The organism is Nostoc sp. (assembly GCF_036917975.1).
Classification (GTDB): Bacteria; Cyanobacteriota; Cyanobacteriia; order Cyanobacteriales; family Nostocaceae; genus Nostoc.
The window spans coordinates 125,594-150,003 of record NZ_JBALEJ010000043.1; the positions used below are offsets into that span (position 1 = coordinate 125,594).

A 24,410-nucleotide genomic window follows, 5' to 3' on the forward strand; every position below is an offset into this window, starting at 1 on the left:
ACAAGAAAAATATTGTTAAATTCAGCGTCAGTTTCCAGTTGCAAACCACCCCTTAGCCGATGCCTCATATTCGCCAATCTTATAGATCAAATTTGCGATCGTAAATTGTGAAACTACTGAATATAGCACTAATGCTAATTCACTTACATCGAAAAATAGCCAAAATATTACTCACATGAAAAAACTTATGATTCATGATACTTACATAATCTTCAGTTGTGAGTAAATCACCTCTATCAACCAAATTAAAAATCTCTATACTGGATAAAACTATCAGCTTAATGCTAATGTTATCAGCCGAGAAGTTTTCATGGTATATGTATAGGCTATCACCATAGCAAAAGATTTATTTTGAAAATCTGATAAATTTTATTCAAATTCAAAACAATTCTACTTACGCTTGACTGCCGATCAGCTTTTTACCCTTGTTATCATCAAATTTTCCATGACAACCTCAAGTTCAAAAACAGCACTTCCCTCTACAAAAACCTGGATTTGGCAAAATTTTCCGATCTGCTATCAAACCCAAGGAACCACAGGGCCAGTTGTTGTCCTGATACATGGATTTGGCGCTTCTTGGGGGCACTGGCGGAAAAATATTCCCGGATTAGCGGAAAATTGCCGTGTTTATGCGATCGATTTGATTGGTTTTGGCGCTTCCGCAAAACCTCAACCTGGGGAAAAAATTACCTACACGCTAGAAACTTGGGGACAGCAAGTAGCAGATTTTTGCCGTGAAGTTATCGGTGAACCAGCTTTTTTAGTGGGAAATTCCATTGGCTGTATTGTCGCCATGCAGGCAGCAGTAAGCAACCCAGAAATTGCCTTGGGAGTTGCTTTGCTCAACTGTTCTTTACGACTGTTACACGATCGCAAACGGGTAACTTTACCTTTATCTCGTCGTTATGGAGCGCCTCTACTGCAACGCCTGTTATCTATCAAAGCAGTTGGTGATTTCTTTTTCAATCAACTCGCCAAACCGAAAACGGTGCGGAAAATTCTGCTGCAAGCATACTCGAATCCTGAGATGGTGACAGATGAGTTGGTAGATATTCTCACTTCACCAGCAAGTGATCCGGGGGCTGGGGCTGTGTTTCTGGCTTTTACTTCTTATTCTACAGGGCCTCTACCAGAAGACCTTTTACCACTGTTACCCTGTCCAGCGATTATCTTGTGGGGAACGGCTGATCCGTGGGAACCAATTAAATTAGGGAGAGAATTAGCTAACTTTCCGCAGGTAGAAAAGTTTATTCCTTTAGAGGGAGTGGGGCATTGTCCGCAGGATGAAGCGCCAGAGTTAGTCAATCCGATTTTACTCGATTGGATTTTGGAGCGATCGCGGTAATAGACTCGGTTCAATTTTCACCTAATGGGTGGTGTTGAATATATTCAAAAAGATTTATTTTTTGTTGATTGAGCCGATATGAAAAATTTGCAATAAAATTATGATCTCAATTCAATTAAGAGTTTGACTTAGCAATAAAGCCCTCTAGTTATAGAGGGCTTCATTATAGTTATTGAAGTATTAGTCCAAGAAATTTTAACTACTTCCCTTTCTCAGTCTAATTCTTCCCCTTGTCCCCAACCCTCCTGCATCAACGTACATTGTACGGATATCTGTGCCACATGTAGTAATCTGCTGGAGAAAAATTGGCGAAGTGATGGCAGCTTTTTATGTCTTATCGCATTTTAAATAACAACAACAACAACAGCGTAAATAATTTTAGGCATTTTGGAACGTTGTTAATTTATTATCTGTGTTGAATAAACAACGTATACATCGAGCCACTTTTTCTACGACATTAGTCAGTTTAGCAATCAGGACATCGTTGTAGAAATTTACCCGAAAATAGCAACGCTATAGAAAATACTAACAACGTAAAATGCTTATTCTATGTAGATTGTAGATGCTGTAAACGACATAAACAATTGGTATCAACTTTATCATTGTTGAAAACGTCTGGATCAGTGCTGTTTGCGATCGCTATACCCCCACTGTTGCGTTAGCTTCCCGCTGTTTACGAGAGTTCAGTGGCTCCAAATCAGTAGGGATTCGACCCCTACTGATTTACTCCTTCTGCCTCCTTCAGTCTTCGTACTTCCTGCGCTCTTGATCTATTCGGTATTTTTCTATTTGCAAGTCCCTACAGTCCAGTGGTAATGTCTGGGTTCTATCAATCTGAACACCTTGCAGTCGTTGAGGATTTAAACCTAGAAACTGTAACGTAGTTGGAGCAATTTGGGTGGTAGAAACGGTTCGACTGATAGTTTTACCTTGTAGATTGCGGGAGAATCCAGTGCTACCTACAATCAGGGCTACGTGGGTGTCAGCATCAGTAAATCCACCATGCTCTGCACGCTTCTTGGTAGCATTACCAAAAAAGTAGCCAGTTTTGAGTGGAACAATAATATCAGGGGTGCGATCGTTTGTCCTTGGATCTCCCAATCCGGCATTGATGATGCTCTGACCATACAATACCTTCCCCTGAGCAGCAGCATCCTCAGTTGAAAACGCCACCCCAGTATTTGGATCAATCGTATTATCAAATGAGTAATTTTTAGCATTCAGCAGGGCTACTGCTTTTCGGACATCAGATTGATTTTTCAAGAAGATCAGTGATGAAGTATCCTGACCTCGCTCAGAAGCAATCTGGATGCCGTTTCTTACTAAGAGAGCGGCAACAGCAGTCAGGTTTCCATCGCCACCAGCAACACCAGTAACACTATCAAATGTACTACTCAAACCAACAGTTGGATCTTTGACGGGATTTTGCCCGTGCTTGGCGGTCAAAATCACCAAAGTTGAACTATCCAATCCTTTCTTTTTCAGTTCATCCAAAATCAGACCGATGCTAGCATCAGTGTGAGCTACTGCACTTACGAGGTCAGGACGGGCATTGCCATTAGAGTCAATCCCACCACCATTAAATTGAGAGGCAGTTTCTTTCTCGCCGACGCTCACGGCTTGGAAATTCAAGCCAAAAATTGCTGGAGTGCCTACTCTTATCTTACCGGAATCGTTCAATCCATCAATCTCGTTTAATATCTGCTTAACCTTGATATCGTCGTAGGTTGAGGTTGTTGCTACACTTGTGAACTGGCTAGCGCTAAAACCAGCAGGTGGAGCCTTGAACAGAGCCGGATTACCCTTTGTCGCGTCGTTAAAGAAAGTGGATGTGATTTTAGAGTTGGTGTTGGAGTAAGGAGTACCTGTTGATTGATCGACTAAAACCCCAAGGGTGCTTGGGAGAAGTCCTGGCTTAGTTGGATCAATCGCCACTGCCGCGTTAATTTCTAGTGAAGAGTAATCGCTAATGTTACCAACCCGACCCGTTGCCAAATTAAACTTCGTTGGGTCTTGTGTATTTCCAGCAAGGATGGTGTAAGCTGCGGGATGCTTGTCAGACCAAGCAGTACGGAGTCCTGCCGCGCTAACTATGTCAAAAATGGTGTTTACCTTTAGGTACTGGTTGGGGTAAACAGGGTTGCCATTGCGATCAACTGGCAATTGGGTTTTATCAAATCCCTGACCGCCATCTAAGGTACCACCCTTACCGTTATTCCAAGATGCATCAACGGTTTCATCAAATTCTACTACTGTTCCTGGTTTGGCGGTTCCGGCGGCGATTTGGGCAGCAGTGGTGCCTGGGGCATACAAAGCGCGACTGTAGGAAAGATCATAAAATACACCAGTCGTGCCGGGGTTAGCACCAGTGATATAGTTTAGCTCCCCAGGATATGAATCTGATGGTGCAGAAGTAAAAGCATTGGTGTATGTCACACCTTCTCTCTGCAACCGCTTGATATTTTTCAAAGAAGATTGCAGATTAGCAACTGATAGATCGGAGTTGTGTAATCCATCAATCGAAATAATCAGAACATGACTAAAGCGGGCAGTTGTATTTCCGATACTGATTGCTTGGACACCAGGAATCAGGGTGTTGCTAACAATCGCCGTCGTCAACACCCCAAAAAGCGTTTTCTTCATTGTGTGTAACTAAATTGGAAAAATGGCTTGTAATTTCAAAAATCTGCAAAAATTCTGAATTCAAGGGTTACTTCTTTTGGCAATGGCTCTCGCCTAGCATTTATCAAAGACTCCAAGAATCAACCCATTGAGAGCATTGAAGAGACAGAGCGAAATATATTCACAGATATTGATTACAAATATGCGCGGGTAATAAATGCTTGCAGTGGGTTTTACGTGGTTTTGCTGATTATTGGTCAGCACAAATTTGATTAAATCAATAACAACGTAAGCAACGCAAGTAGACTGAATATTGCTTCACCAAATCTTTATAATCACTTCAGATGTAGCAAAAATAAATTCAGGACTATTTTACCCTGTTTTAGCAATCATCCAGATGATCAATAATTGTTAATCCCGCTTTTTATAAGGCTTTCAGAGTTATAGAATTTCAAATTTCGATAATAATTTTCTGCATAGTTTTTTTGAAGTATTAGCAAAGTTAAGGATTTGTTAATGTTTAAATAATCTGATAATGCAACCAAAAATGGCGTTGTTGCACGAATAGGAAGGTGAAAAATTTCAGCCTGATACCAAGTCGCACGGATACCAAGTTGCAATAGATAGTATTATTTAGTAGAAGTAAAATCACTGTACAGCTATGCCTCGTACTCGGATTAAAATCATTCCTCACCTGAATTACGCAGAATTAACCCAACGCTACCATCGTTGTAGGGACGTTAAAAAACACACACCCGATGGTTAGTGATTCGTCTGTTGAGCAGGCATCCCCCAGTACCACCAGCACAGTTAGCTTTGATTTTTACCACCACTACTGAGCTTACCTTTGCTTCTATCTGATTACTGAATTACATCTAAGAGAACTCCACAAAATAAATGATCCAAAACCCGTCATTGCGAGCGAAGCGAAGCAATCCCAACCCCTGCGATTGCTTCGCTTCGCTCGCAATGACAACTGGGCATTTTTTTACTTGGAGTACTCTAATGTGAATTGAGGTGTGAAACCCTTGGCATCTCGTTAATGGTTTAAAACCTTTAATTTTGGCCGTGTTTGCTCAATTAGGAATAGTACTCAAGGCAATTACTAATTCAAAACTAACTGACTTAAAAAGAAGGCAAGGGCTGCACTACCCAAGGGAACTGTCAAATTGTCAATACCCAAAAATGAAACAGCTTCTAAACCAGTAGCGGTAAATGCAACTAACAGTGATACTGCCCAAGTTTGCCAACTATTTCCTTGAGTGCCAACTAAAATCAAACTACTGACGACATAGCTAACGAGCATCATAGTTAGGGAGCCTTCCCAACTTTTTTCTGTCCCAAAAACTTTATACTTGTGTGTACCAAAACGTTGCCCAATTAAGGCTGCTAGTCCATCTCCCCAAGTCATGATCAAAATTCCGAGTGCTGCGTACTGGGGTTGTTGCAAGTACCAGAACCAGGCAACTAAAATACCGAAACTGACAGAGTAAAAAAATGTCCCTAAACTTTGCCGTCCAACGCTATTAATACCAGGAAGAATGGGCAATCGGTAAGATAATAAGGTGATTGCACTCGCTAAAATAGAAGCTGTAATCCCTACACTGACGGGAATATCTAGCCACCACGCTATTAAAATCACATTACCAGTACCAATATGAACTATCTTCCGCACGATTTCTGGCTTGTCGGCAAAGCGGTTTACCACCCATGCAATCAGAAGGATGAGTAACACCCAAATTGCAGCTGAAGCAATTTGCAGCCAGAAAACCGGAATTGAGGTGAAGTCAGAAAATGTAATTAACAAAGATGCGACAAAATGAAAATTTTTACCCCTGTTACTAATTTATAAGATTTGGGTAGCTGCAATGAAATTATTATTTATTTGGCTGATTCGGGGCTACCGAATGTTTATCTCGCCGTTGTTTCTCCCGACTTGTCGCTTTCAACCAACTTGTTCGATGTATGCTATTGAAGCTATTGAACGATTTGGAGTGTTACGTGGTAGCTGGATGGCAACTTGGCGGATTTTGCGCTGTCATCCGTTTCATCCAGGTGGTTACGATCCAGTGCCGGAGGAGGAGTAGTTTTGTGCAAATGGTGGTGAATTAGATTGGAGTTTAAACGCAGAGGAGCGCGGAGGGACGCAGAGAATGAGAAGAGCGGTAAGTTATTAAGTTATTAAAAGATGTGTTCGTGGGTATAGCTATTTGGGGAGATGTCAACATCTGAGGTTGTCATCTAGCGTGGGAAGGTTGAATAATTTAATTTAGACTTACGATGATTAATCTTACTGCGATTTCTATACCTGAACCACAAATTCCCAGTCCTGGGCCGAATCCACTACCTAGTCCCGAACCAGTACCGGGGCCAGCGATTCCTCAACCATTACCGGGGCCTGTACCAGAACCAGTACCTTCTCCTATTCCTCAGACGGTTCCAGGGCCAATTCCCCAAACCATACCGGAACCTGTTTAGATTAACTTGGTAATGTAATCCAAAATCCCAAATCTAAAATCCAAAATGCTAAGAGCCGGAATTGTCGGACTTCCCAACGTCGGAAAATCTACTTTATTTAATGCTGTAGTGGCTAATGCTAAAGCTGAAGCAGCTAACTTCCCTTTTTGCACGATTGAACCGAATGTCGGCGTTGTCGCAGTACCGGATGAACGGTTAAATGTTCTTGCTAAAATTGCCAGTTCGGCACAAATCATCCCGGCGCGGGTTGAATTTGTGGATATTGCCGGTTTAGTTAAAGGTGCAAGTCAGGGTGAGGGACTAGGGAATCAATTCCTGTCCCACATCCGGGAAGTTGATGCGATCATCCATGTGGTACGTTGTTTTGAGAATGACGATATTATCCACGTTGCTGGTTCTGTTGACCCAGCACGAGATATTGAAATCATTAATATAGAACTGGGTTTATCAGATTTATCACAAGTTGAACGACGAATTGACCGGACTCGCAAACAAGCTCGTACCAGCAAAGATGCACAGTTTGAAATCACAGTTTTAGAAAAATTAGCTGCGGCTTTAAATGAAGGTAAATCGGTGCGTCAGGTGAGCTTGAATGAAGAAGAAGCAGTAATTATTAAAGGATTAGAACTGCTCACTTATAAACCGATTATCTACGCCGCCAATGTATCTGAGGATGAGTTGGCAACGGGTAATGATTTTGTGGAAAAAGTTCGGCAAATTGCAGCTACAGAAAATGCTCAAGTTGTCATAGTTTCGGCTCAAGTGGAAGCAGAATTAGTGGAATTACCAGAGTCAGATAAAGCTGATTTCCTCGAATCTTTAGGTGTGGAAGAAGGTGGTTTGAAATCGTTGATTCGGGCAACTTACTTCCTTTTAGGCTTGCGGACATATTTTACCTGCGGCCCCAAAGAAACCCGCGCTTGGACAATTAATGCTGGAATGTCTGCACCTCAAGCTGCTGGTGTAATCCACAGTGATTTTGAGCGGGGATTTATTCGTGCCGAAACTGTCGCTTATAAAGATTTGGTAACGACTGGTTCAATGAATGCTGCGAAGGAAAAAGGGTTGGTTCGCAGTGAAGGGAAAGAGTATGTTGTGCAGGAAGGGGATGTAATGTTGTTCCGATTTAATGTGTAGGGTTAATTAATGAGTGGCCGTTATCAATCAGAATAATGGTCAACCTACATCAAGTTGCGTAGGCTTTGCCCGCCGTAGGCATCGCCACCAACCACTAACTTGACAAAATATTTAATATGTGTATCTACGGTGCGATCGCCAATCAACCAACAATTCTCAAAATTATTGTTCAGCTACTTCCACCCACAATGTATACATAAGAACCCAAATTCTCATCATCTGTACCAACAACCACACCGCCTTCTGCACCGGGAACAAGTTCTATACCTTCAATTTTGTGGTAATCAGAGCGGTAGAAAGGAACAAGTTGAGGATTTGGTCGCCATGTAATTTTGCGATCGCATAATCCCAAGTAACCAGCAACATATACAGCTGACTGAAATGGGCCATCATCCCCTGCATCACTTGCTGAGGTGATGTAAACAATCCCTACGGAGTCTACTTTTAAATCAGAAATATGTCGTACATTTCCCTTTGGAAATGGCACTTTAAAGTTACCATAACCAGAGAAGCTAATTTCATAAGTATTTGAGTCAAATTCCCCAAAATAAATAGTTCCTGTTTCTTCTCCCTCTCCACGATTACCCCAAATAGCCACTAATTTACCATCTATATATTGCAAGCCAAATGCTTCAAAGTTACTTTTTGGGGTAATTGCTGGTAACTCAAATTCTTTGAGAACAGAAATATTTTTAGTTGATATGTCTAATTTTAGATAATAAGCTTTCCCAGAACTACTTAAAGCGATAAAATCAGAATTTGATTTTTTGGGAACCGATGTTAAAGATTCTAAGTCGATGGGTAATTGTGTGTTATTTGGCCAGTTCAATGGAAAATATTCAGGTTGATTTTTACCCTTGATACTAATAATTGCCATACGTCCTTGATTTGGTTTTTTGTTGTCATGGACAATCAAAAAATCTAGTGAATTGCTTTGCTGTTCTATCAAAGCCATTCCACTAATACCGAAAGGGATGCCACCGCGAACCGGACGCCAATCTTGTGCCGAAACTTCATGGGATATGAGTAGGAATGCAGCCAAGAGTACTATGTTTATGATTAACTTGAAAAATAGAGGCATATTGATTTAGTCAAGTTGTGAGTATCAGTAAGAGAAGTGTGTTAACCGATGCTCAATCATATCAAATCTAGGAAATTCGCAGCCGCATTGTTAAGCAGGTTTTTATACTCTAAGACATCCATATATTTACTACCTCTTCGGGGCGGGAGTAGGGAGTAGGGGAAGAAATTAGCCCTCGATTTAGGTTTAAAGCCGTACAACTCTTAGATACGCTACCGCATAGCAAGATCCCCGTAGGGGTACGTCCCGCTACACGCCAACGCCTGCAACTGGCGCGAACGCGAACAGCGTCTCGTCAGAGAAAAAATCCTTGTATCGCATATTGGTTGAAACCCCGGTTTTCGGAAAAGCTTTCTTAGTTTCCCTACTCCCCACTCCCTTTCATTCACGATAGTACTTTCTGTAAACAAAGCAATAATTCTACCACTGTTCCTGAGCCGTCAGTGTCCAGTCGAAAAATTAACGAATTCGGTGGGTTGAAGTCCCCCAGTTCTATAACCAGTCAGTTTTGTGGTGGGGTCTAAATCCCCATTACAAAACTGTACTTCCGACTTCCGACTTCTTTAACACATGGTCAGCTTGTAGTAATTTTTGTACCTCCGTCACCGATGTTTTAAGAATTTCATTTATTTGTAAAGATTCTCGAATTTTCAGGGTGATTTCAGCAAATAATTGCGATCGCATATTTTGCAGTTTTAATTCTTCATCTGCCCGCTTGCGATCTGTGATATCAGTATAAGAACCCACCATCCGCACCACATCACCCAATGCGTCCCAAAGTGCCTGTCCTCGATCTAGAATCCATTTATAGCTGCCGTCTTGGCACTGGACTCGATATTCACAGACGTAAAACGGTGTTTTCTTGGCAAAGTGATGTTGGAAGGCTTGGAGTACCGAATCTCGCTCATCGGGATGGATTCGTTTTGTCCATTCATGCCAACAGTTGGAAACTTCGTGGTCTTTATAGCCGAGCATTTCCTTCCATTGAGTTGAGAAGAACACTTCATTAGTCTTGAAATTCCAATCCCAAATACCATCATTATTACCATGTAATGCTAATTGCCAAGGATAGCCAGTCACTACTGGATTGCTTGTCAACTTTTCATCAGCTAGGGTATCAGGAACCACCACAACATTACGCTGCTCTTGACAAAGATAAGATAACCCAACACTCCGGGGCATTTCTGATACATCTAAACCTACTTTTGCCTTAAACCATTGACGGTTTTCATCAATGAAATTTACCAAGGATATAGGACAATATGGTTCAGTTAGCGCCAAAAACCCCTCAGATGCGTAGGTTGGGTGGAGGAACGAAACCCAACATTTTCGCGGGTTTGTTGGGTTTCACTTCGTTCCACTCAACCTACGATTATCCTTAACTGAACCGTATTGGGATATAGGAGTAGCGCAAATAAATGCCGCTAACTGAGCAAGATTGTCGTAGGCTTCTTCAGGTTCAGTGTCAAGAATTTGATACTGGCGGAGAGCTTCTAACCTCACCGTTTCTGTATCAAGATGTCTAGCTTTCATTAACTTTTTTTAATAAATCTAGAAAATACGGAGAACTATGAGAATGGGATTTAGACCCCTTCTTCCGGTAATATTAGTACTTATCAAGAAGTTTTAATAAAAAAGATATGTCTTCAACTCCTCTAACATTGAACTTAATTGAAGGTTCAGTCTCCTTTAGTTTTTCACCCCAAGCAGCACGAGAATTAAAGACAGCAACAGATCAACTAATGGAGCGCTTGAAAGCTGTCGCCGCTAAACCCACTCCTGGCGGTGGTAGAGTCACTCCCCAGCCTCCCTTGGAATATCGTTACGCGGGTGAAGTATTTTTAGAAGTTTTTTGTAATCCTAATATCTGGCCAACGCCCTTCGCAGCCAAAGTTTTGCTGACTGTCCGCAACATTAACATCCGCTTGACTACTGAAGCTGAACTTACTCGCATCATTGAAGACATTAATCAATATTTAGAGCAAGTAGGATAATATTGAAATACTCACCGGGCTGAAGCCTCGGTGATTCTTGACGCTTCAACGGATTCGTTTTCTTTGCTTGGGTAATTACCAACTTTTGCAAGTCGTTGTTGCTTGGTAATTTTTTTGACTGTTTGCAGATAGCCAGGGCATCATTCCAAACCACACGGACACAACCAAACAACTGAGCTAAAAGCTGTTGTTGTTGGTCTGTCGGGTAGAAACGGAATTGATACCTAGCTTTCATAGTTAATGCTATAATTGGTCTGCAAAATAATTATACATTGGTCTGTATACAATGACAACTATATTTAGAAGAGAAAGACATAGTGTTACAGACTTAAAAATACATTTGGTCTGTGTGACAAAATATCGTAGGTCTATATTTACTTCCGTTAGCCTTTCACTGATTGAAAAGTCGTTTCAAGAAGTTGCCAAAAAGATGGATTTTCAAGTAATCGAATTTAATGGTGAAGGAAATCATGTTCACTCGCTGATTGAGTATCCACCCAAGTTGTCTGTGTCTCAAATAGTTAACGCACTAAAAGGCGTTTCTAGTCGTCGTTATGGACAGGCGGGCTATAAAAAACCCCACGAAGAAGCCTTATGGAGTCCTAACTATTTTGCTATTTCTGTAGGAGGTGCGCCGCTAGAAATTCTTCATGAGTATATTAAGAATCAAGGAAAGCCGTCCTAGAACACCGATTCATTAATAAAATACAAGACTGATAAACCCTGTTTTAACGTGTTTTACAACCAAATATTCCTTGTTGCAACCCAACGAAATCTGTTTTTTTCGTTATGATTCCGATTACTGAATCGGTGTTCTAGAAGGACGGGGCTTGCACCCATTATTTCGGTCAAGTAAAGGAAGCAGAAAGCATGAGAGGGAGGCACCTATGAGGGATGGGACTTGAACCTTCCCCCAAAAATGTCATGCCTTGTTCGATGATTTTTTTATGCTTGCCGAGATTTTTTCAGAAAAACACTATACAAAACAAACAAATTTTGAATTTCGCGAAAATTGAGCCAGTTGCTTGCGGAGGTTCCCTGTATTGTCGCAACTGGTGACGATTAGCCTGACTTAGCAAACTTTTTAAGGCTGATTTTGACTTTTAACAGCAAGCAGACTATGGCTTCCCTCAAGTAAGGGATGCAATAAATTGCGAGTCAAAATTGGAGTTCCTACACTTCTATCGGAGCAATGTAGGAACGCCACAGAATCTACATACTAAATTCAAGCAAAGACACCAGATGTACAGAACAAATGGTTCTGATGCCTTCTTTAACTTGAAAAGTTGTATAAATTCAGACTCAAATACTTCTGTGTTAATCAAAAACTCAAGATTCTGTATAGGGCAATGCTCATCAAAAACCAGAGATTATCCCCCAGATTGGGCATCAAATCGTTAATGGTGACATTCACACATCGAAAATAAGCTCCCAATCCGAAATCCGAAATCAAAAATTGATTAGTCGTTGTCCCACTGTTCACGACCAATTAGGTCGCCAATGCGATCGCGTAACAAAAAGTCACATTTCTCTAATTCACATTCAACGCAAACCCACTCTCTAGCTGGAATGTATTGGCAGAGGCTATATATTGGCTGTTGCCGGCTAACCATTCCCTTTTGCACCAGTCGGCGTGCTTCGTCTTGAATCACATCTAGAGAGTAGTAATTGATAGAAGGCACCGTATTCACACTCATGTTTTTTACTCACAAATTAACACTTACGATAGTGTTCCCCTTAATAATTAGGAACAAACATTACAGAAATTAGACTTGTGGCTAGGATTTTGTAGTTTGCTATACGGAACTATTTTTATTTTGACGCTACATCTCCGGAAATTATCTCAAGAAATGTTAAGAAAGTCAACGAATCCTGACATTTATCGAAAATTCGCTTTACAAAAAAAATTCCGAGTAGTTAACTTAACCTGCTTATGTAGCTGTATGACTTTGATGCCACAAGTCTGAAAGTCTTGCCATTACTGTATTTAGGCAAGATTTGGAGGGTGGGAAGAGTTTATATCGCGATTCGCTTACATATCAAATATTCACCTTAAAGCTGGATCTATAACTGCGGGTATTCATCTAAGGGTAAACAACACAATAATATTTGTCAGTTACTAGGGTATAAACTGTTGCAAAACATAACGGCTAAAGTATACTACAAAGGCTTTTACCCTAGCATCTGTTAACAATTTCTTAAGTAAGACCGCAATTAATTAGGTTAATTTCAGCACTCACATTAAACAGTTTTCCTTAAATAAACATCTGCAAGAGGGTGGAGTCAGGCAATTCCAAATCAAACAATATCTAATCGCTGTGGGAGTAGGAGAAGGGAGAATACTAGAGTAGAGACGAAAGCTAAGACAAGTACTAGACATCTCCAGAAATTAAAGATGGGTTATCCAGAACCCTTGTAGAGACGTAGCACTGCTACGTCTCTACATTCTTTTTCGGAGATGTCTACTGAATCCCTGAATTAAGTTATGGTTACATTAAAACAGACGCGATCTCGTCACGTCTGTAAAGTGTTTGGCGGATTTGCTGAGGTTAATTGTTCTGAAGTTACATTGTTGTTTTAGTTACTTATTCGGAGAATTCCTCATCATTTTGAACAGTGCTATCTTCTACTGCTACGAGATTTTCTGGCGGGCGATCGTGATTAAGTTGATTTAGCAGTGCCAATACTTTATTACCGCGTTCTATGGAGCGATCTTCGAGAAATATCACCTCTGGTGTCCGACGTAGCCGTACCCGCGCCCCAAGTTCGCTGCGGACATAACCTGTGGCCGACTTTAAGCCTGCCATTGTTTCTACCTTAGCTTCATCTGTTCCATAGATGCTGACGTAGATTTTGGCGTGTTGGAGATCGCCAGAAACATCAACATCAGTAACACTAACCATTCCAGTACCCACACGGTCATCCTTAATGCCGTTGAGTAGCATTTGGCTAACTTCCCGTTTGATCAGTTCAGCAACGCGGGAAACCCGACGATTTGTAGCCATAAAAATTTCGCCTCATCACAGAGGTTATACGACAAAAATAGATGCAGGTTGGGTAGACAGTACTTAGCGCGAGCTACGCCAAGAGCAACCGTCTGTGGGGCATGCCCCGATATAACGCTAGTCTAGATTGCACTCAAGCCCAGCATTGCCCGTAGAGTGAAAGTCAGGAAGACTAGACTGCTCACCAATAAACCCAAGATAGCGATCGAGGTGATAGGGCGTTTCAACAGTGGCACTAATGGCGCAAAGGTGTTTAAAAACAAGCCTAAGACGATAGTAATTAAGTACCGAGGGTAGCGAAAGACGTTATCCCAAAATCCGTCAAACATCTGAATGTAAACTGCCTTGTTATATACTTACGTTTGTTTTGATATGCTTTATCTACTCAATTGTAATATATGTGGCTGGAAATTTAGCCAGTTAATCTAAAATTTGGCTCTTCGGTTATATTGGCTTTATTTAGTTGTGATTATTTTTAGTTAAAGTCAGAAGTAAATGGTAATTCAAGTCTCGAAGGAAACTAGCCCGCGTCCATTTTTGAAGTGGGCAGGGGGAAAAAGTAGGTTGATACAGCAATATATTCCTTATTTTCCCAAGAATTATAAAAATTACTATGAGCCATTTTTAGGTGGTGGTGCAGTTTTTTTCCATCTCCAACCAAGTACAGCAATTTTAACTGATATTAATGCCGAATTAATTAACACTTATTGTTGTGTTAGAGATCATGTTGAGGAATTAATTTATCTGTTGAAGGAGCATAAAAAACGACATAATAAAGATTATTATTATAGTATTAGAAATAACTCTGGCGGTACTGATATAGAAAAGGCTGCTCGTCTAATTTATCTTAATAAGACTTGTTTTAATGGTCTTTATCGAGTTAATTCACAGGGTAAATTCAATGTGCCTTTAGGCAGATATGAAAATCCTAATATTTGTCATGAAAATTTGTTGAGAGTAGCTTCCAAAGCACTTTATTATGCAGAAATTAAACAAGCAGATTTTACAGAAGTCTTAAACCATACTACTAGCAGTGATGACTTTGTATTTTTTGATCCACCCTACCATCCTATCAGTGACACTAGTTATTTCACTGCTTATAGTCAAAATTGTTTTAGTAAAAAAGACCAAGAGATTTTAAGAGATACTTGTGCAGAGTTAGCAAGTCGTGGTGTCAAAGTTATGGTATGTAATTCTGATAGCGAATTTATTAAAAAAATTTATACTGATATCAATTTTGAAACCTATAGAATTAAAGCAGCGCGTTCAATTAACTCAAATACAAAAAATAGAGGCATGATTGACGAACTACTAATTACATCTTTTAAAGATTTTTATTTGCCCAAGCAATGAATCTATCTAAACTATAAACTGCTAATAAATTATGGTTATCATTAACTCTTGCCTTCAGCCATTTGCTTGCACCCTCTCGCATACCTTCACCGCCTAAAATTACAATAGTCGGTGCAGGGTAATAGTTTTCGATATTCATATTCAAGTAAGGAAACTTTTCATCAACGGAACCAGGGCTTTCTTGCCATTTGCACTCGAAAATTAAACCAGATGGCATTGCAGGTGAGCCAACAACATAAAAATCAACCTTCAAATAAGTATGATAAATTCCAGTTCCAATATAAACTTCTTTTCCATAACGTTTTGGTAATAAAGCAGCATTTAATATAAATTCTTTTTGGACATAGTTCCCTACTTGGAAATAATTATGCCCATGCAAGATTGCTTCTACATTTGCTTCTAAAATATTGCCAGACTTGTTTGCCCGTCCGCCTTGAGTCAGAGCCATCTTCAATCCCTCTGCCAAAAGTCCTGTTTATTATAGGATTTCACAGAAGTAGTAAAAAAGGGTCAGTTGCTTAATATGAATTTTTGATTTTGACTAAACAAGGCTGGATTAATAGGTAAAAAATCCGATTTTATTGGTATTTTTGTACTAAATAAATACAAATGTATTAATAATTTGGATTAGGAACGAGTTACTAATTCAGGTAATAGTTAAAATAATGGATTTATATTTAGTCTTAAAGAGCAACTACTGCAAGCGACTACGCCATTTTTCTGGGTCTTGGGAATAGTGGAAAACAGCGTAGATAATAATCTCCTGTTCATTAAACTCGTAAAAGACGACGTAGGGAAAACGCCTAATTGTAGCGCGGCGATAAGTTTCATGAACAATCTGGTATGTGCTGGGGTGACGCTGAATTAAATTCAGGCAGGCATCAATACAGCGTAGGAACTCAGCACCTAGCCCAAATTCGCGTCCCTCGTACCAGTCATAAGCTTATAATGTCCAGTTCTGCGGCTATAAGGATAGTTAAGTTTCTAGCCATGTCGTTGAGAGATTCTGGCTTTTACATCTTCCCAACTACTGCCGATGGCTGGATTTTTCAGATATTCGGCTTTGCGACGAGCTAGCTCTTGTTTCTGCCAATCTAACACTGGGAGTGCTGCTGGTGTAGCGGCAATCTCATCCCATAAATCTTCTACCAGTTGAAGTTTTTCCGCTCTCGAAAGACTAGAGAGTTCGGGAAATACTGGGTTCATGGTCTTCTCTATATTTTATTCACCTCCATTTTAGCCTGTCTGGGCTTCAGTATGACCGTTGCGGATAGACCATGCTAGTTCTAAGAGTTGAGTCCAGCGCTTTTGTAGCTGTTTGGGGGTGCATTTGATGGCTTTGGCGATCGCTTGGTCGTTTTGCCTTGCAGTTTTTAACTGTAATATTTGCTGTTGCTGTTCTGTGAGTTGATTCACAAAGATTTCCCACTGCTGGGAAGATAAACCCAGTTTTTGCTCTAAACCCGCGCCTAACCATTGATGTACTAATTGCCAGTGGTGTTGTTTGGCAAACTTTTCGACGTGGTATTTAAAGCGTTGTTGGAGATAATCGCGCTGACGGCTGGTTAAACCGAGAATTTGGTCAATTTCTGGGGCTGAAAGGTCTTGAAGTTTCAAGCTGAGGTAGTTCATACAATCAGATTGACCTTGAGACTCCAGGTATTTCATCAATTCACTGATGACGCGATCGCGTTCTGATTCTTCTGATGGATCAAAATTAGTTTGGGCAATCATTTGCGATCGCAGCTGTTGCACTGCCGAGTTACGCTGGTAAGATTCTGCTTCTTCACCCTTAGCAGATTCTACCGCCAGTTCAATATCCACAGTCGTTTCTTGGGGCTGGCGACGAGCAAAACCTTGGGCCCGCAAGATAATCAATTGCTGATTTGCACCACCAGGTAAATTGATCCGGCGTTTGGCGTACTGTTCTGTAAAAGCCATGTATTCAGCTAATTGCAGCTGAGTACGCGGCGTGTGATCATTAGGTAGTTCGTTTTCTCTACGGAAAGCTTTGATCGCTTCGATATAAAATGCTTGTAAAAAATCTTCAATCAGGCTGTAACGAGCCTCAAAACCCAACTCAGAGCCGGATATAGTTACATGACGGTAAACCATAGCACCCAAATTGCTATGTAATTCCACCCGCCCTTGTTTGGAACCTAGTTGGTAGTAACGTAAGCACTTTTGCATCCGATGCCTTCCCAACGTCATCTGCCAGGACTTGATTTCCCCAGATGTTTGAATGCGGGAACTTTTATCGCAAATGCGTTCTACTTCTACGGCTATGCGCTTTGCTAAAGCTTCTACGCACTTGGGTGTTGCTTTCACTTGCGCTTGCATTTCCTCACACAGCAATTCAATTAAGGTATCACTGCTGCTATCTGAAAATTCTTCAGTCGAAACGTGGTTCTGAAAAATGGGTGTAGAGTTTGGTAGATTGACGACGTTAGATTTCATGACTTTTCCAGGTAGTAGTATTGCACCGTAATTACAACGCAGACACAGCAATTAAGGCTGTCCAAGGCTTGTGAATCTTTAGGCATTCATCCATCAAGACTTGCCGTATATAATGCTCACATCTAAAGCTCATATATCAAAACTATAGGAAATACGAAAGAGTTACAGTTATGGCAATGTGTCGGTTTTGATCACAAGCCACTATATTGACGCAGGCACACGAGTACCCGCCATTTTCTCAAAGTTGTCAAATACCTTACTGTGTCAAGTTTTGCCACCATCCTCTTATATCCACTGCCTCACAGAACAGCCCATCCTAGATATCGCTTTTAAATATGACAATTTTAAAACTGGAGTCGTTTTGATCACAATTTCCGAAACGGAGAGGTGCGCCTGTGAAGTGGAATTCTTATACCCATGCTGCTGCTGCTTCCCAACCTAAACCCCTCCGTATAATCACTGCTTCGTCTCCGGTCATATCCAAGATGGTAGACACTTGATATGTAGGTTCCTCGCCAGTATCAATAATTATGTCTACCATCTTGTCCAAACGATCAAATAGCTCTACCCGTGACTGAACAATTTCTGGATCTATCCGAACTATGCCATTATCTGCTTCATCTGCTGGCAGATGTGCTGAAGTTGAAATAATCGGATTACCCAAGGCTGCCATCAACTCCAAACACACAGTATGGTTTGGTACTCTAATTCCAGTAGTTTTCCGCTTGGGGCTTTGCACCAATCGCGGTACTAACTTCGTAGCTGGCAGCAAAAACGTGTATGGCCCTGGAATCAGGCGTTTCATAATCCGATAAGCTGTGTCACTTACGAAGGCATAAGTTGCCACATTTGAAAGCGAGGGACATAAAAATGTCAATGGTTTATCGTTTGCTAGCTGTTTAATTTGCCGCACTCGTTCTACCGCCGACTTGGCATTCAAATCACAACCGATCGCATAAACTGTATCAGTAGGGTAAAGCATGACTGCGCCACTAGAGAGCGCCGACTTTATTTCCTCTATTCGGCGAGTTTGAGGATTATCCGGATGAACTGGGAAAATTTTTGCCATAGGACGGGGATTGGGGACTGGGGGGATAAGGGAGCAGGGGAGGCAGGGGAGGCAGGGGGAGAAATAAACAATGCCCAATGACTAATGACTAATGACTAATGACGAATGGCACTAAGAAAAGCCTAAAGGCTTGTGTAGTCTTGTTCCCAGCCTCCAGACTGGGAATGTATTTAAAAGAGGCTCTGCCTCTTGTCAAGCTACTGGAGGCGGAGCCTCCCAGAATGGGTTCCTAGCCTAGAGGCTGGGAACCAGTCAGAGCAAGGGCTGTATCTTTTCTTAGCGCCATTCGACTAATGACCAATGACCAATGACTAATGACTATGAATAAAATTGCTTATCTTCAATGTCCGACAGGAATTTCTGGTGATATGTGCCTGGGTGCTTTGGTGAGTTTGGGTGTTCCTGTGGAGTATTTAATTGAAAAACTCAATGGGTTGGGTATTGAACAGGAATATCAATTAAGGGCAGAATTTGTCCAACGGAATGGTCAGCAGGCGACTAAAGTTCATGTGGATTTAGTACACGATCGCCATCATCATCACCACCATGAACACGAACACAGTCACCAGCACACACGCCACTTGCCAGAAATAGAGCAAATGATCCTCAAAGCGGGGTTGCCATCACGGGCAGAAGCTTGGAGTTTGGCGGTATTCCGACAGCTAGCAGTGGCAGAAGGGGCGGTGCATGGTATTTCGCCTGAAAAAGTTCATTTTCATGAAGTAGGTGCTATAGATGCGATCGTAGATATTGTGGGTACTTGCCTGGGGTTGGATTGGTTGGGGATTGAGAGCAATGAGTCAGGATTACCCCTACTTTACTGCTCGGCGTTCCCGACTGGTGGCGGCACTGTTCGGGCTGCACATGGTCAGATGGCGGTACCAGTACCGGCGGTACTAAAGCTGTGGGAAATGCGGGGTTGTCCAGTTTATAGCAATGGCATTGACAGAGAATTAGTAACACCAACAGGAGCCGCGATCGCTACTACTTTGGCAAGAGATTTTGGTTCACCACCTGCGATCGCTATCAAGCAGATAGGACTGGGAGCAGGAACCATAAATTTACCCATTCCCAATATTTTACGCCTCTGGTTGGGTGAAAGTGCAAGTTTACAGTCAAATTTCAGTGATTCTGAAGAAATTAGCTCAAATTTGGAAACCATCTCGGTGCTAGAAACCCAAGTTGATGATTTGAATCCACAAGCGATCGGCTATACGTTTGAGGCGTTGTTTGCTGCTGGTGCGCTGGATGTTTTTACCCAAGCGATCGGTATGAAAAAGTCCCGTCCGGGGATTTTGCTGACTGTGATTTGTCATCCAGAAAATTTACTCAGTTGTGAAGCCGTCATCTTCCGCGAAACTACAACTTTAGGTATTCGGCGAACAACTCAGCAACGCGCCATTTTACAACGGGAAATTCAACAAGTGGAAACGGAATATGGCAAAGTGCGCGTCAAGCTAGCATGGAAGGGACAATCGCCAGAAAAAGTTATTGCAAATGTGCAGCCCGAATATGAAGATTGTGCAGACTTAGCCCGAAAGCATAATATTCCCTGGCGCGAAATTCAACGTTTGGCGCTACAGCGTTGGTATTTAGTCAATACCTGATCCAATTCCTCGTTCCCAGTCTCCGACTGGGAATGCTATCCAAAAGGCTCCGCCTTCCCTCACACATCAATCAACTCTACCTGTAATAAACCTAGTTCCCCCATGTAATTCCGGCAACTAGAATACCTCCAATGTGCAGGATCATCCACATAACCCCGCCTAACTGGATTGTTGTGAATATAATCTAACTTTTGTCTAAACATTTCCTCATCTAGAATCACCTGTGGATGAAAACCTTCTTGCCAAAGTTGATATTCTTGTTTTGTCTTATGTTTTAATTTATAAAGCTCAAACTGGTTAAGTATGTAGTTAGACTTATTTTTTTCAAGTAAGTCAATAATAGAACGAGCGGTAAATGATTTAAAGTTTGCTATTTCTTTAGATAAACTGGCGGCAGAGGCGATTAGATGGAGATGATTTTCCATAATTACGTAACCGTACAAGGTTAAACGCTGCTGACGTTGCAGAAAATTGAGGGAATCTAAAATAATTTGTGTAAATTCAACTTTGCCGAATAGTGGTATCCAATTTATAACTGTGCAGGTGAGAAAGTGCGGCTGGGTTCCTAGTACGTGGTAGCGGCTGCGTCCCATGATGTTATTTAGATTAGAGGCGGAGCCTCTAGGATGGCATTCCCAGTCGGAGACTGGGAACGAGGAATTTGACTAAGTTAGAGTTTTTAGCAAATATTGTGTCAAGGTAAACGCATCTACACCCAATTCAGTACGCTCTTGGGCGGCTATTATACCTGCTTGGGAATGCCACCAAGCGGCAGTTGCGACAATATCTTCTACAGGAATCTGTTTAGTTGCTGCTTGCGCTAACAATCCGCCCAGTAGCCCAGTTAACACGTCGCCGCTACCACCACGCGCCAAGGCGGGTGTGCTTTCAGGAACAATCCAAACGTCACCTTGAGGGTTGGCGATCGCAGTTCTCGCCCCTTTCAATAACACTATCGCCCCACTTTGGGCGGCTGCTTCTTGTACTGCTTTCACTCTGTCATGTTTGGCATCGGCGACATCAGGAAATAATCGTTCAAATTCGCCAGTGTGGGGTGTGAGTACGGTTACTGCTTGGCGTTTTTTTAATGTGGCGATCGCTCCCATCTGTGCCAAGATATTTAAACCATCGGCATCGAGAATTAGAGGGCGATCGCTGTTGATTACTTCTTGCACAATGGGCGTAGCATCTCGTGTTAAACCGGGGCCACAAGCGATCGCATTAAAGGAACTCAGATCGGTTTTTTCTGGTAATTGTAGGTGGGCGATCGCTCCAGTTTCCGTCTCTGGACAACCGACAATTAGCGCTTCTGGCAAGTGTGACACCAAAAGAGGTTTTAGCGATTCGGGTACGGCAATGGAAAGCATCCCGACACCACTCGCCCGCGCCCCCAAAGCAGTTAAAATTGCTCCACCTGCATAGCGCCGCGAACCACAAATCAGCAGTAAATGTCCTTCCTTATATTTGTGAGTAACTGCTGGACGGGGTAAAGGTAAAGTAGCAAGTGCTGTTGCTGGTGTAATACGTTTAATTCTGGGTGCATCTTGTAGAACAGCTTCTACATCAGCTAAAGGAATATCAAAATCGATTAACTCAGCTTTACCGAGATATTCCAACGCCTGATCTTGGAAGAAAGCTAGTTTCCATAAACCTAAGCAAAATGTGTGAGTGGCGCGAATGGCAGTTCCTAATACAACGCCTGTATCGGTGTGTAAACCTGAAGGTAAATCGATACTATAAATTGGTACAGATAATTCATTTAGCTGATTAATTGCAGAGGCGATGGGATCAGTCAGGTTTCTTTCTAAACCAAGCCCAAACAAGCCATCAATTAATAAATCAGAAATTGGTAGTTGCTCAATTGTTTGATAAATTGGAATTCCCAAACTCTGAGCATATTGTAAGTGCAGCGAAGTTAATTCTTTGAGCTTGGAGAAAGGAGAATAAATCCAAACTTCATACCCACGAAAGTGTAATTCACGGGCTACGACTAAAGCATCACCACCATTATGACCGGGGCCGACCAGAATTCCCACACGAGATCCCCTTAGAAAGAGGGTGTTTGAAAGAATCTCTGGAATGCGAGGGGCAATTAATCCCGCCACCTTTTCCATCAAAGCAACTACAGGCATTCCTGCTGCAAAGATCCGCTTTTCAATATCGCGCATCTGCCCAGCAGTCACTACGACTTGCGAAATTTGTTCTTGCCTGTTTTGCATCAGTTCTGAGTGCTGTTAGCGATAGCGGGGCATTGAGCCAGTGTTGAGTTATAAGTTTTATTTTACTCCTAACTCCTCACTCTTAACTCCTAACTACCAATTTATTCACTTCCCATAGTAAACTCTGGCATTAACGTATCCGATATTTCGCAGATACTTATTCCATTCTTCGGCTTGGTATCGATCGGGGAAAGGCCCTACTGCTACATGTGGCCCTCGTGGTTGCGTCCTTTCGATGACTCCGCCAGATCGGCCTAAACCTTGACTAAATTGGGCTATATTTTGCCTAATTTGTGCTGCGATCGCAGCTAACTGTTCTGGAGTGGTGGGAATGGCGACATAATATCTAGAGACTGACCTATTAGCATTGATATTACTTGGATCTCTTAAAAAGCCTCTATTGCCTCCATCTATTTCCTGTCCGTTAGTAAAGCTAATAATCCGGGCGTTATATATGCCTCGTGACTGTAGTTCATTTACCCGTTGTTGGGCATTAGATACTCTGTTAAAAACTCCTGACTGAATTACACTCCGTCCTTGGTAATTGCGAATGTAAGCACTGGGTTCAATCTGACGTATTGCTTGTAGTGTCTGGAAATCACTACCATCAACGTAAACTAAGTAGCGCTCAAAGTTCTGGCCATATTGACTAAACTGTGCAGGTTGAGAGGGCTGAAAATTCTGCTGATATTGATAGTCCTGTAATGGTTGAGGGGGCTGGAAATTCTGCCCAGACTGATTATTCTGTAATGGTTGAGAGGGCTGAAAGTTCAGTTCAGATTGATTGTCCTCTACTGTTTGGACTGGTGGTAACTGCGGCGATGGCTGTTGACCCAAGGGAATTGGCGGTGGCGGTAAAGTTTCGCGAGTTTGTTGAGCTAATAGCACATTGTTGTGGATTTGTGCTTGTGCTGGGGTAGAGTCGGTAATCAGCACTAACCAGCCTCCCACTAACAAGGAGAGAAGTCTAATCGTGGGCTTCCAACCCTCAGAACTTCGACGCAGCAGTTGAAATGGGATAAATTGACTGGGTATTTCTCTCGACATAATAATAGTTAGAAAGTAGTCAAACAATTTTGGATTTTAGATTTTAGATTTTAGATTGACTGCACCCACAAGGGATGCAGCTTGATAGCGCAGCGTTAGCGAGTCCGCGTTCGCTTTTAGCGTCTCGTAGAGAGCGTCGGATTTTGGATTGACGATAGCATAGCGTTAGCGACGCATGAGCTTAACGCAAAGTTAGCTCATCTGCGTGGCAAAAAATACATAAGACTGTTGGCGAATTGATAGGGGGTCTAACCCATCATTATAATTGCTCTTGATTTTAGTCCGTTGAAACGGACTTGAGCTATTAGCCCGAAATTTATTTCAGGGCGGGAAAGCAACGCCAAACCAAGGTTTTAGGGATGAGGGGTCAAACCCATCAAGAATTGACCAACAGTGTCATACATCTGTAACTAATTTTAGATAAAGGTGATGACAGAGTGAATAGCGATATTTACGACGGGCTACGCCTACACTAATTCAATTGCTTTAAAACTGAAGTGCTTTAGTAGCAAGGCTTTGAATAGTTTGTGCTACAATTGGACAACCACGCAGCTATCGTGTCGTGCTTTGTATGAAAAAAGTCGTCGTTGGTCTTTCTGGTGGCGTTGACAGTTCCACCGCCGCAGCTATCCTGCACCATCAGGGCTATGAAGTGATTGGTTTGACTCTTTGGCTAATGAAAGGCAAAGGTCAATGTTGCTCTGAAGGTATGATCGACGCGGCTGATCTCTGTGAACAACTGGGCGTTCCCCATCAGATTGTCGATATTCGGGATCTCTTTCAGACGCATATTGTCGATTATCTGGTAACTGGTTACAGTGCTGGGATCACGCCGTTGCCTTGCTCTCAGTGCAATAAAACGGTGAAGTTTGGGCCAATGGTGCAGTATGCTCGTGAAGAATTGGGATGCGATCGCATTGCCACTGGTCATTATGCCCGAATTAGCTATGACGAAGCAACTGGACGTTACCAATTATTAAGGGCTATTGACCGCAA

General features: G+C 42.0%; 24 protein-coding genes and 2 pseudogenes. 9 read left to right on the forward strand and 17 right to left on the reverse strand.

All coding sequences use genetic code 11. The features are described 5' to 3' along the window. Positions 1 to 445 precede the first annotated feature (445 nt). Positions 446 to 1,345: an alpha/beta fold hydrolase gene (locus V7K76_RS19395; RefSeq protein ID WP_334777692.1), complete on the forward strand. Its 900-nt coding sequence runs from the start codon at positions 446 to 448 to the stop codon at positions 1,343 to 1,345. A gap of 741 nt (positions 1,346 to 2,086) precedes the next feature. Here V7K76_RS19395 and V7K76_RS19400 read toward each other — a convergent pair. Next, on the reverse strand, positions 2,087 to 3,988 hold the full coding sequence (locus tag V7K76_RS19400) for an alkaline phosphatase family protein (protein ID WP_334777691.1): 1,902 nt from the start codon (positions 3,986 to 3,988) through the stop codon (positions 2,087 to 2,089). A gap of 1,084 nt (positions 3,989 to 5,072) precedes the next feature. Beyond that, positions 5,073 to 5,774: a diacylglycerol/polyprenol kinase family protein gene (locus tag V7K76_RS19405; RefSeq protein WP_334777690.1), complete on the reverse strand. Its 702-nt coding sequence runs from the start codon at positions 5,772 to 5,774 to the stop codon at positions 5,073 to 5,075. Positions 5,775 to 5,835: 61 nt separating this feature from the next. Here V7K76_RS19405 and yidD point away from each other — a divergent pair, with 61 nt between their 5' ends. From yidD to ychF, 3 genes are all read left to right on the forward strand, one after another. Beyond that, complete coding sequence (gene yidD, locus V7K76_RS19410; RefSeq protein WP_334777689.1) at positions 5,836 to 6,054, forward strand: membrane protein insertion efficiency factor YidD; 219 nt, start codon at positions 5,836 to 5,838, stop codon at positions 6,052 to 6,054. A gap of 193 nt (positions 6,055 to 6,247) precedes the next feature. Further along, the gene (locus V7K76_RS19415) at positions 6,248 to 6,445 is read left to right on the forward strand and encodes a hypothetical protein (RefSeq protein WP_334777688.1); all 198 of its coding nucleotides are present in this window, start codon (positions 6,248 to 6,250) and stop codon (positions 6,443 to 6,445) included. Positions 6,446 to 6,490: 45 nt separating this feature from the next. Then, positions 6,491 to 7,582: a redox-regulated ATPase YchF gene (gene ychF / locus V7K76_RS19420; RefSeq protein ID WP_334777687.1), complete on the forward strand. Its 1,092-nt coding sequence runs from the start codon at positions 6,491 to 6,493 to the stop codon at positions 7,580 to 7,582. Positions 7,583 to 7,751: 169 nt separating this feature from the next. Here the strand turns inward: ychF and V7K76_RS19425 are convergent, their stop codons facing one another. The 3 genes and pseudogenes from V7K76_RS19425 to V7K76_RS19435 form a co-directional block, all read right to left on the reverse strand. Next, positions 7,752 to 8,663, reverse strand: coding sequence for a hypothetical protein (locus tag V7K76_RS19425; RefSeq protein WP_334777686.1), 912 nt, complete (start codon positions 8,661 to 8,663; stop codon positions 7,752 to 7,754). A 564-nt stretch (positions 8,664 to 9,227) separates the two neighbouring features. Beyond that, positions 9,228 to 9,920: pseudogene (locus V7K76_RS19430) on the reverse strand (PAS domain-containing protein); the annotation flags it as partial. Between the two features lie 90 nt (positions 9,921 to 10,010). After that, positions 10,011 to 10,196 (reverse strand): hypothetical protein, encoded by a 186-nt coding sequence (locus V7K76_RS19435; RefSeq protein ID WP_334777795.1) that lies wholly within the window; start codon positions 10,194 to 10,196, stop codon positions 10,011 to 10,013. A 107-nt stretch (positions 10,197 to 10,303) separates the two neighbouring features. Between V7K76_RS19435 and V7K76_RS19440 the strand changes: the two genes are divergently transcribed. Next, positions 10,304 to 10,657: a hypothetical protein gene (locus V7K76_RS19440; RefSeq protein WP_334709841.1), complete on the forward strand. Its 354-nt coding sequence runs from the start codon at positions 10,304 to 10,306 to the stop codon at positions 10,655 to 10,657. Here the strand turns inward: V7K76_RS19440 and V7K76_RS19445 are convergent. After that, on the reverse strand, positions 10,629 to 10,892 hold the full coding sequence (locus tag V7K76_RS19445; protein WP_334777685.1) for a helix-turn-helix domain-containing protein: 264 nt from the start codon (positions 10,890 to 10,892) through the stop codon (positions 10,629 to 10,631). The genes V7K76_RS19440 and V7K76_RS19445 overlap by 29 nt on opposite strands. Before the next feature lie 51 nt (positions 10,893 to 10,943). On the opposite strand from V7K76_RS19445, the gene tnpA reads away from it, so the two are divergent. Next, on the forward strand, positions 10,944 to 11,342 hold the full coding sequence (gene tnpA / locus V7K76_RS19450; RefSeq protein WP_334777684.1) for an IS200/IS605 family transposase: 399 nt from the start codon (positions 10,944 to 10,946) through the stop codon (positions 11,340 to 11,342). Positions 11,343 to 12,117: 775 nt separating this feature from the next. Here tnpA and V7K76_RS19455 read toward each other — a convergent pair. The 3 genes from V7K76_RS19455 to V7K76_RS19465 all read right to left on the reverse strand — a co-directional run bounded on the left by V7K76_RS19455 (position 12,118) and on the right by V7K76_RS19465 (position 13,991). Next, positions 12,118 to 12,354 (reverse strand): DUF4327 family protein, encoded by a 237-nt coding sequence (locus V7K76_RS19455; protein ID WP_094347157.1) that lies wholly within the window; start codon positions 12,352 to 12,354, stop codon positions 12,118 to 12,120. 888 nt (positions 12,355 to 13,242) lie between these two features. After that, positions 13,243 to 13,662 (reverse strand): 30S ribosome-binding factor RbfA, encoded by a 420-nt coding sequence (rbfA, locus tag V7K76_RS19460; RefSeq protein WP_099099512.1) that lies wholly within the window; start codon positions 13,660 to 13,662, stop codon positions 13,243 to 13,245. Between the two features lie 122 nt (positions 13,663 to 13,784). Further along, positions 13,785 to 13,991, reverse strand: coding sequence for a DUF751 family protein (locus tag V7K76_RS19465; RefSeq protein WP_334777682.1), 207 nt, complete (start codon positions 13,989 to 13,991; stop codon positions 13,785 to 13,787). 166 nt (positions 13,992 to 14,157) lie between these two features. On the opposite strand from V7K76_RS19465, the gene V7K76_RS19470 reads away from it, so the two are divergent. After that, the gene (locus V7K76_RS19470; protein WP_334777681.1) at positions 14,158 to 15,015 is read left to right on the forward strand and encodes a DNA adenine methylase; all 858 of its coding nucleotides are present in this window, start codon (positions 14,158 to 14,160) and stop codon (positions 15,013 to 15,015) included. On the opposite strand, the gene V7K76_RS19475 is transcribed toward V7K76_RS19470, so the two are convergent. The 5 genes and pseudogenes from V7K76_RS19475 to V7K76_RS19495 form a co-directional block, all read right to left on the reverse strand. Beyond that, positions 14,987 to 15,463, reverse strand: a complete 477-nt coding sequence (locus V7K76_RS19475; RefSeq protein ID WP_334777680.1) for a PD-(D/E)XK nuclease superfamily protein — start codon at positions 15,461 to 15,463, stop codon at positions 14,987 to 14,989. The two genes, V7K76_RS19470 and V7K76_RS19475, sit on opposite strands and share 29 nt — an antisense overlap. Positions 15,464 to 15,709: 246 nt before the next feature. Further along, a pseudogene (locus V7K76_RS19480) lies at positions 15,710 to 15,913 on the reverse strand (type II toxin-antitoxin system RelE/ParE family toxin); the annotation flags it as partial. An 86-nt stretch (positions 15,914 to 15,999) separates the two neighbouring features. Further along, positions 16,000 to 16,221 (reverse strand): addiction module protein, encoded by a 222-nt coding sequence (locus V7K76_RS19485; protein WP_334777679.1) that lies wholly within the window; start codon positions 16,219 to 16,221, stop codon positions 16,000 to 16,002. 30 nt (positions 16,222 to 16,251) lie between these two features. After that, positions 16,252 to 17,472: a HetZ-related protein gene (locus tag V7K76_RS19490; RefSeq protein ID WP_334777678.1), complete on the reverse strand. Its 1,221-nt coding sequence runs from the start codon at positions 17,470 to 17,472 to the stop codon at positions 16,252 to 16,254. Positions 17,473 to 17,881: 409 nt separating this feature from the next. Then, a complete protein-coding gene (locus V7K76_RS19495) occupies positions 17,882 to 18,541 on the reverse strand; it encodes an L-threonylcarbamoyladenylate synthase (RefSeq protein ID WP_334777677.1) in 660 nt (219 codons plus the stop codon). Positions 18,542 to 18,861: 320 nt separating this feature from the next. Between V7K76_RS19495 and larC the strand changes: the two genes are divergently transcribed. Next, positions 18,862 to 20,148 (forward strand): nickel pincer cofactor biosynthesis protein LarC, encoded by a 1,287-nt coding sequence (larC, locus tag V7K76_RS19500; RefSeq protein WP_334777789.1) that lies wholly within the window; start codon positions 18,862 to 18,864, stop codon positions 20,146 to 20,148. A 59-nt stretch (positions 20,149 to 20,207) separates the two neighbouring features. On the opposite strand, the gene V7K76_RS19505 is transcribed toward larC, so the two are convergent. The 3 genes from V7K76_RS19505 to V7K76_RS19515 all read right to left on the reverse strand — a co-directional run bounded on the left by V7K76_RS19505 (position 20,208) and on the right by V7K76_RS19515 (position 23,414). Then, positions 20,208 to 20,741 carry an REP-associated tyrosine transposase gene (locus V7K76_RS19505; protein ID WP_334777676.1) on the reverse strand — a complete coding sequence of 178 codons (534 nt, stop codon included), beginning with the start codon at positions 20,739 to 20,741 and terminating at the stop codon, positions 20,208 to 20,210. 72 nt (positions 20,742 to 20,813) lie between these two features. Then, a complete protein-coding gene (locus V7K76_RS19510) occupies positions 20,814 to 22,367 on the reverse strand; it encodes an NAD(P)H-hydrate dehydratase (protein ID WP_334777675.1) in 1,554 nt (517 codons plus the stop codon). 105 nt (positions 22,368 to 22,472) lie between these two features. Next, positions 22,473 to 23,414 carry a hypothetical protein gene (locus tag V7K76_RS19515; RefSeq protein ID WP_334777674.1) on the reverse strand — a complete coding sequence of 314 codons (942 nt, stop codon included), beginning with the start codon at positions 23,412 to 23,414 and terminating at the stop codon, positions 22,473 to 22,475. A 571-nt stretch (positions 23,415 to 23,985) separates the two neighbouring features. Here V7K76_RS19515 and V7K76_RS19520 point away from each other — a divergent pair. Next, a partial coding sequence (locus V7K76_RS19520; protein WP_334777673.1) for a 7-cyano-7-deazaguanine synthase occupies positions 23,986 to 24,410 on the forward strand: 425 nt, incomplete at its 3' end.